General features: G+C 68.0%; 7 protein-coding genes. All 7 read right to left on the bottom strand.

All coding sequences use genetic code 11. The features are described from left to right. Positions 1 to 505: 505 nt before the first annotated feature. On the bottom strand, positions 506 to 1,360 hold the full coding sequence (locus NTW26_10895) for a cytochrome c biogenesis CcdA family protein (protein MCX7022758.1): 855 nt from the start codon (positions 1,358 to 1,360) through the stop codon (positions 506 to 508). 31 nt (positions 1,361 to 1,391) lie between these two features. Beyond that, on the bottom strand, positions 1,392 to 2,705 hold the full coding sequence (gene tilS, locus NTW26_10890; protein ID MCX7022757.1) for a tRNA lysidine(34) synthetase TilS: 1,314 nt from the start codon (positions 2,703 to 2,705) through the stop codon (positions 1,392 to 1,394). Continuing rightward, entirely contained in the window at positions 2,702 to 4,279 is a 1,578-nt protein-coding gene (locus NTW26_10885) for a response regulator (protein ID MCX7022756.1), read from the bottom strand. Before NTW26_10885 ends, tilS begins: the two co-directional genes overlap by 4 nt. A 90-nt stretch (positions 4,280 to 4,369) precedes the next feature. Then, positions 4,370 to 5,599, bottom strand: a complete 1,230-nt coding sequence (locus NTW26_10880; GenBank protein ID MCX7022755.1) for a HAMP domain-containing sensor histidine kinase — start codon at positions 5,597 to 5,599, stop codon at positions 4,370 to 4,372. Positions 5,600 to 5,660: 61 nt separating this feature from the next. Further along, the gene (locus NTW26_10875; protein ID MCX7022754.1) at positions 5,661 to 6,128 is read right to left on the bottom strand and encodes a hypothetical protein; all 468 of its coding nucleotides are present in this window, start codon (positions 6,126 to 6,128) and stop codon (positions 5,661 to 5,663) included. After that, positions 6,125 to 7,000 carry a hypothetical protein gene (locus NTW26_10870; protein ID MCX7022753.1) on the bottom strand — a complete coding sequence of 292 codons (876 nt, stop codon included), beginning with the start codon at positions 6,998 to 7,000 and terminating at the stop codon, positions 6,125 to 6,127. The genes NTW26_10875 and NTW26_10870 overlap by 4 nt, the downstream gene beginning before the upstream one ends. A gap of 325 nt (positions 7,001 to 7,325) precedes the next feature. Further along, a partial coding sequence (locus tag NTW26_10865) for an NHL repeat-containing protein (protein ID MCX7022752.1) occupies positions 7,326 to 8,218 on the bottom strand: 893 nt, incomplete at its 5' end.

Below are 8,218 nucleotides of genomic sequence, written 5' to 3'. Positions count from 1 at the left end.
GGGGGAAGCGCGCTTACGGGCTAGGGTGAGGGGTAGAACGCGGCGGGGACTAAAGTCCCCGCCCTACATTTACGATGGCCGGGGGTGAGGGCTTCCTTATAAATAAAAACGCGGCGGGGATGGAATCCCCGCCCTACGTCATCGCATCGCAGCAATGGCCGGGACGGGATGTGAAGCGGTCCCCTCCCCCCTCTGGGGGGAGGGCTAGGGTGAGGGGTAGAACGCGGCGGGGACTAAAGTCCCCGCCCTACATTTACGATGGCCGGGGGTGAGGGCCACCGTTGAAAAAGCGGCGGGGTTAGGAAACCCCGCCCTACATCATCGCATCGCAGCAAGGGCCGGGACGGGATGTGAAGCGGTCCCCTCCCCCCTCTGGGGGGAAGCGCGCTTACGGGCTAGGGTGAGGGGTAGAACGCGGCGGGGTTAGGAAACCCCGCCCTACGTCATCACAATTCGCGGGCGACCACAGAGGGTCGCCCCTACGTCAACGCAAACAGCCGAACGCCTAAAACGCCAGGACCGCCTGCAACAAGTCCAGAATCATCAGCACCCCCAGCGCGATCAACAACAATCCCCCGACTATCTCCACCACCTTCATGTGCTTCTTGATTCTATTGAAGAAGCCGAAGAAGGCGTCCACCGCGAGGGCGGTGAGGATGAAAGGGATGGCTAGGCCGAGGCCGTAAGCCGCCGCCAAGAATACCGCCCCGAAGATGTTGCTCTTAGTCATGGCCATGCCCATGATGCCGCCGAAGAAGCCCATGGTGCAGGCGGAAAAGGCGAAGGCAAAGGAGAGGCCCATGACGACGCTCTGCCATGCGCTCCCGCCGCCGCCCTTGGTCCCCCCGCCGCCCAGGAAGTCCAGGAACGGGATGCGCACCAGGCCGGTCATGTGCACGCCGAAGAGGACCACCACGGCCCCCAGGACCCGGAAGACCCAGATACGCGCCGGGCTCGCGGGGCTGAAGGCGATGCCCAGGACGCCGAATACCACCCCGATGAGCACGTAGACGATGATGACCCCGATGGCGAAGAAAAGGGCGTTCTTGACCATCTTGCGCCGGTTCATCCGCTTCAGCTCCCGCTTCTCGTCCGCGGGCAGCGCCTCCAGCTCCTTGCCGGTTATCTGGCCCAGCGACAGGCCGCTCATGTAGGAGATGAAGGCGGGCACTACCGGCAGCACGCAGGGGGTGATGAAGGTGAAGAGGCCCATGACGATGGCCACCAGGATGCCGAGGAGGCTGAAGTCGGCGGTCTGGGTCTCGGTCCAGGAGGGGCTCTCGTCCCCGGTGGTGTCGGCCGCCGCGGCCATCGGCAGGGCGACGGCGAGGAGGAGGAGGAACAAAACTGCTCTCTTCAACGTCGGCTCCTCGGTTGGGGTGGGGAAGGCGTCATTGTAACCGATTCACGACGAGGCGCCAGGCGCCCCGCCTCGGGCACCGCTCGTCGGCGGCCAGACCGGGGATCCACAGGAGACCGCCGGCGTCGGCGACCACGGGGTGGTACGACCGCTCCCACGACGGCATCCGGTTCTCGGTAAAGAGCTTTTTCAGCGTCTTCGCGCCCAGGCCCGCCAGGTGGACGGTCTCTCCCCGGAGCCGCGACCGGATGGTGAGCGGCAGGTTCTCCTCCCCGACGGGGATGGAGTCACCGCCCCGGGCCGTCGGTGCGGCGGTCAGCTCCACGCGGCACCCGCCCCACATCCAGCTTCCCGGCCCGGTAATCTCCAGCCCGGCGGGGGGCGGCGGGGGGCGCTTCGGTCCCAGGCAAACCTGGGTCCAGCACCGGGAGAGCCTGCGGCTCCGGGGCAGGTCCACGGCGCCCTGGTCCTTCCCCCCGGCGACCAGCTCCGCCATCTTCTCCAGGTGGCCGCTTTCGAGAAACCCGCGCCAGCCGACCTCCCCGGCCCAGACCGCCCTCAGCGCCTCGTAGAGCAGCGCCTCGCCGGCCAGGGCGAGGAGCGGACCCGAGTAAACCACGCCCCACGGGCCTTCGGTGAGGTAAGCCCGCTCTGCCAGCTCCTCCCCCGCGGCGCGCAGGTAGGCCCGCTGGCGCCGTAGAATCCCCGCGGTCCGGGCCACGGCGGCGACGGCCCCGGGGTTGATTCTCACCAGAAGCGGCAGGACCTCGCGGCGTATCAGATTTCGGGCCGCCCCCGGATCCTCGTTGGTGGGATCCTCCCGCCAGTCCAGGCCGCGGTCGGCGAGGTAGGCCCGCAACGCGGCGTGGTCCAGGTCCAGGAAAGGCCGCCACAGCGGCCCGTCAAGCACCTCCATCCCGCCCAGCCCGTCGAGCCCCGCCCCCCGGACCAGGTTCACCAGCACCGTCTCGATCTGGTCCTCGCGGGTGTGCCCCAGGGCGATGCGCTCGAACTCGCCGTCGTCGGCGGTTTTATGCAAAAAATCGTAGCGGGCCTCCCGGGCGCGGGCCTCGCCCTTGGCCGCCGCCCGCCAGCGCCGGACGTGGCATTCCAGCCCCAGCCGGTCCGCCAATCCGACGACGTGGGCGGCGTCGTCGGCGGAATCCGGCCGCAGGCCGTGGTCGAAGTGGGCCACGGCCAGCTCCAGTCCCGGCCCGGACTCGGCGAGCGCCGCCAGAAGGGCGGTGGAGTCGGCCCCGCCGCTCACCGCCACCAGGACGCGCGTCCCCGGCGGCGGGGCGCTCAGTCGGATGGCCGCCAACAGCGGTCCGCCGGGGTCGTTCATCGCCCGGACCGCCGGAGGGTCTTGGGGTGCAGCACGGCGCAGGGGACGATCATCTCGGGCATGGAGATGCCGCCGTGCTGGAAGGCGCCCGCGTAGAAGCGGCGCTGCTCGTTCTTCGAGTACGAGTAGACGAAATTGTAGTCCTCCAGCGCCACGAGGTAGTTCTTGCCGATGTGCTCCGCGGGGAGCATCCACTCCGCGGGGTGGCTGATCAGAAGCGCCCCCTCGCCCTCGAAGCGCAGGTTCTGGCCGAACCAGAGCCGCAGGCCCTTGGAGGTCCTCTTGTCGCAGTAGGCGATGACGGCCCGCTCGGTCTGGATGCTGCCGTGATCCGAGGTGATGACGACGGTGACGTCCCGGCTCGACAGCTCCTTCAGCCCCGCCAAGAGGCTCGAGTGGGCGAACCAGGCCGCCGCCACCGCGCGGAACCCCTGCGGCGTGTCGCTCATCTCCGAGAGCACCTGGAGGTTGGACCGCTCGTGGGTCAAAAGGTCCACGAAGTTGACCACCAGTGCGTAGATTGTGGTCTCGTGCCAGCCGCGGAAGAGCTCGAGGACGCTGGGCTCGGTACTGCCGCCGCGGATTTTCTTGTAGCGCGGCCGGGCCGGGAGCTTCACCCCAAGACGGTCCAGGCACGCGTTCATGAGCTGGCCCTCGTGCTGGTTCAGCCCCGTGTCTTCCTCGGAAAGCTCGGACCAGTACTCCGGCATCTGCTCGGCGATCTGGCTCGGGAAGAGACCGGCGAAAATCGCGTTCCGGGCGTAGTTCGTGCTCGTGGGGATGATCGAGAGGTACGGGAAGTCGTCCACGAGCCAGTAGGGCTCCAGGAGCCGGCGGAACAGGAGCCAGAGGTCGTAGCGCATGGCGTCTATGACGATGAAGTAGACCGGCCGCTTCTGTTTCAGGAAGGGTGTTACGACTTTAGGGAGGATGTCCACCGAGAGCATGGGGCGGTTTGCCCCGTCGGCCACCCAGCCGCGGTAGTTCTCGTTGACGTAGCGGGCGAAGAGGGCGTTGTCCTCGCGCAGGACCTGGTCGTGCAGTTCGTGGAGACCGGGGTCCCGGGCCGTCTCGAGATTTATGTCCCAGTTGACCAGGGAGACGTAGCGCTCGAGCCAGCCTTTCCAGTCGGCGATTTCGTCCCGCGTCTGGTCGAGCTGGCGGAGCTCGGTCATGTAGCGCTGGACCAGGGTGGCGGTCTCGAGGGCCTCGCGGTCCAGGATGCGCTTGAGGACGCCGGCGAGCTGGGTCGGGGTGACCGGCTTGACCACGAAGTCGTCGGCGGCCAGGCCGTAGGCCTCGTCCATCAGCGAGTCTTCCTGGCCCTTGGTGACCATTACCACGGGGAGGTTCGGTCTCACCCGCTTGAGCTCGGCCAGGGTTTCGGTGCCCGAGAGGCCCATCATGTGCTCGTCCAGGAGCACGGCGTCGAAGCGCTCCTCGAGCACCCTCGCCAGGGCGTCGTCGCCGTTGGTGACCCCGATGACCTCGTAGTCGCGGCGCTCGAGGAAGACCACCTGGGAGCGCAGCAGCTCTATCTCGTCGTCCACCCACAGGATGCGGCGTTTCTCCACGGTCTCCTTTTGGTTCGGGGCGCCGGGGCGCCGGTTCGTTCGCGCGGCGCGAAGGGACTTTGGAAACGCCGGGACGGGGCGCGGGGTTCCCTACGCCGGCAGGGTGATGGTGAAGCGGGTTCCCTCGCCGGGGGCGCTCTTGAGGCGGATGCGGCCGTGGTGGTACTCGACGATTATCCGGCGCACCAGGGTCAGCCCCAGGCCCCAGCCGCGGGCCTTGGTGGAGTGCCCGGCGTCGAAGGCGCGGCGCCGCATCCACCAGTTCATCCCCGCCCCCGTGTCGGACACCTCCAGCTCGACCACCTTCGCCTCCCGCCGGAGACGGACCGTTATCAGGCCCCGGCCGGGTTTCCGACGCCCACTCTTGCCGCCGTCACCGGGGTTCGCCAGAATCTCCGCGGCGTTGCGCACCAGGTTCTCGATCACCCACCCGAAGAGGACGGCGGACAGGGGCACGAGCCCCACGTCCTCCAGCTCGTCCACCAGTTTGACGTTGGCCAGGGAGATGCGCTTGCGGCAGTATTCCACCGCCTCGTGGACCACTGCGCGGAGGTCCGTTTTCTCCAGCTCGGGCGTACGGCCCACCTCGGCGAAGCGGTGGACTATCTGCTCCAGCCGCTTCACATCGCGGGTTATATCCGGCTGAATCTTGCCGATGGCGGCGGGATCCTCCCCCAGAAGCTCGAGCCACCCCAGAAGGCTCGAGACGGGGGTGCCGAGCTGATGGGCCGTCTCCTTGGCCAGTCCCACCCAGATGGCCTGCTGTTCCGATAGGCGGAAGCGGTGGTTGGCGAAGAGCCCGAGGCCGCCGAAAATCAAGATGAACGCGATGCCCACCACGGGCAGCCAGGAGAGGGTGGTGATCATTTCCGGCGAGGAGTAGTGCAGCGTGGCGACCAGGCGCTCCTCCACCGTTCCGGCGGGCTCGTGCACCCGGCGCTCGACCAGGGGGATGGGGTCGTTGTCCTTATCCATCTCCGCGGCCAGGCGCAGCACCTCCAGCCGCGAGGCCGCGTCCACCGGCTGGAGGTCGCCGGGCAGATTGCGGCACTCTATCTGATTCCCGTCCGCCGAGACGACGATGGCGGGGAACTTCAGCATGCGCCGCAGGGATTCGGTTATCTCCTTCAAAAGGTCCAGCGACACGTCCCCCCGCGTGACGGCGCTGATGATGGCCGATGAGACGTCGGCGTAGGCGATGGATATGGAGCGGTACTCGTTCTCCAGCCGGTTGATGAGGGCGTTGGAATAGGTGAAAATGCCCACCCCGACCAGGAAGAAGAGGATCAGAAAGTAGAGGGTGATGCGCCGCAGAATCAAGGGCCACCGTCGGTTTCAGGGTTCGCGTAGTCGAGGAGAGGCAAGGAGTTTCGCTGGGGCGTTACTCGCTTCGCTCGGTTAAACCCCTTGTCTCCTTGTCGCGCAAGAGGGCGTGCTCACGCTCCGCCGTCGCCGCCAGCTCCAGGAGCACCTCCAGGTACGCCCCGGGGGACGTGTCGGGGGTGCGCAGGTCCGCCGCCAGGTGCAGCCGGGTCCCGGTGGGGTCCAGGGCGAACTTGACGAGCGGCAGGTCGAAGCTCCTTTCGAGCGCCCAGCGCTGCATCGGGGCCGGGATGCCTTCCCCCTCCACCCAGATCGGGGTGGTGAGGAAGAGGTGCTCCGGCGTGCGGTACACCGTGATTCGCCAGTCGCTCTCGGCGCCGGCGAAGTCCACGTACCAGCGGTCGGGGTTTTCGGGATCGAGTGAGTAAATGAGGCCCGCCCCCGCCGTGGCCGCGGTGTACTCGGCGCTCTCGGCGGCCGAGGCCGTGAACGCCGGAATTAAGCAAAGAAAGATGAGCCGTCTCACGGCCAGAGGGCCAGCCCGGTAAGCTCCTCCTCGAGGCCGAGGATTAGTTCCGGGGGCGGCGCGCCCACGGGGGTTTCCGCCCGCCGGTACACGCCCGGGCGGCCGCCTATCTCGCCGTAGAAATAAACGGTCTGGTTGTCCGCGTCCACCACGGGGTGGCGCTCGTTCCCGGCGTCGTCGGTCAGCCGGACCGGCTCCCCCAACTCGAGGTCCACGACGTAGAGGTCGTAGTCCCCGGCGCGGTCGCTCGCGAATACCAGGGCGTGGGAATCGGCGGTGAAGGCCGGGTCCACGTCGTCGGCGGGGCCTGCCACCAGGTCGCGGAAGCGGTTCGACCGCAGGTTCAGCAGCCGGATGTCGCCCGCGTACACGCACGCCGCCAGACTCCCGGCGCGGTCGAGGACCAGAGCGTCCGGCTCCCGCATGAGGTCCGGGGAAACGCCGGTCGTCGTGGCCGGGTCGCCGGGTTCGTCCAGGTGCCTCAAGAACGGTCCCGCGGCGTCGAAGGCCAGGTAGACCACCGATTCGTCCTGGCTGCCGGGGGCGGGGAAGCGGTCCGGGGTGAGGTTGGCCGTGAGCTGCTCGACCTCGCCGCCCTCGGCGGGGACGCGGTAGATTTCCCAGTCCCCGTCGAAGTCGCAGGCGTAGAGGACCCAGCGCCCGTCGGCGGAGAAGGCCGGGGCGCCCTTGAGGCCCCGGGTGAAGGTGAGCTGCTGCGTCTGGCCGGTTTCGACGTCGTGGATGTAAACCTCCTCGGCGCCGCCCTTGCCGGTGGTGTAGGCCAGGAGGGGGGTGGTGGCCCTGGAGGCGCATCCGACCGTGAGGACCAGGGTCGCCAGAATAAAGGAAGCCGCCGCATTTCGCATCTTCATCGCACGCTCCGGGTTGAAAGTCCGTGTCCCCATCCGGGACGGGGGTTGGTCGCATTTGGAAAAATCGTTCGGGCGCTTCCGGTCATCGCCCCCCTATTTCGATTTTATGGGCCGTTTTTTCTCAATGTCTTTAATTTTTTCGTAGGGCGGGGTTTCCTAACCCCGCCGCCGCTTAGCGGTTTTTATGCCTTTTTCGGCGGGGATGGGAACCGAGCGAAGCGAGCTATGCCCCCGGCAAATCCCCGCCCTACGGGGTTAGTGCGCGTTTTTCGTATTGCGGGATTTTCCCTTCGGGCGCAATTACAGCCGCAGGAGCAGGATGTGGTTATCCGGCGAGCTCGGCCAGGAAGCGCCCCTCGCCGTCGTAGACCATTATCCGGTTGGCCCCGGTGTCCAGGACGTAGATGCGGCCGTCGGGTCCCACGGAGAGCTTCTCCGGCCGGGGGAGGACGCCCCCCGGCGCCGGGCGCAGGCCGACCTCGAGCTCGACCCTGCCCGAGACGCCGAAGGCCTGGATCCGCCGGTTCCCCGTGTCGGCCACGATGAGCCGCTCGCCGTCGTGGTCCAGGTCGAGGGGGAGGGTGAGCCGCCCGCGGGCCTGGCCCATGCCCCCGAAGGTCTGCAACAGGCCGCCGTCGTCGTCGAGCTTCTTCACCTCGTGGTTCTGGCTGTCGGCGACCCACAGGTAGCCGAGGTCGTCCACGGCCACCGCCGCGGGGTTGAGGAAGGTCCTCCCCCCGCCCTTGCCCAGTGTTTTCAGGCGGAGCCCCTGGAGCCCGGCGGCGCGGGGTTCGGCCCGCCGACCGGAAAGCTCGGCCAACGCCCGTTCTATGGGGTAGCGGTGCACCAGGTTCCGGTAGTACTCCACGATGAAGAGCTCGCCGGCGCACTCGTGGACGCTGAAGGGGGCCAGGGCGGAGAGGCCCAGGCGGGGTTCGGCGGAGAGGTCCACCAGCGTCCGGGGCGCGGTGTCGGCCAGGAGGCCCTTGAGGCGGTGGAGGATCCCGTTTTCCGGCCTGGCGGGCTCGGGCTTGCGGGGCTCGATCCGGGGCCGGCGGCGCTCCGTCCGGACGCGGGGACGGTCGAGGTCCACGACGGGGAGCTCCTCCGCTTTCTTCTCCGGTTCGGGCGGGATCTCCTTCCCGACTCCGACCGGTGCGGCGACGCCGACGATGCAGACCCGGTTCCGCCCGCCCTGCTTGGCGGCGTACATGGCCT

Source organism: bacterium (assembly GCA_026398675.1).
Taxonomy (GTDB): domain Bacteria; phylum RBG-13-66-14; class RBG-13-66-14; order RBG-13-66-14; family RBG-13-66-14; genus RBG-13-66-14.
Note: the sequence above shows the minus strand (reverse complement) of the source record. Positions and strands in the feature narration are given on the sequence as shown.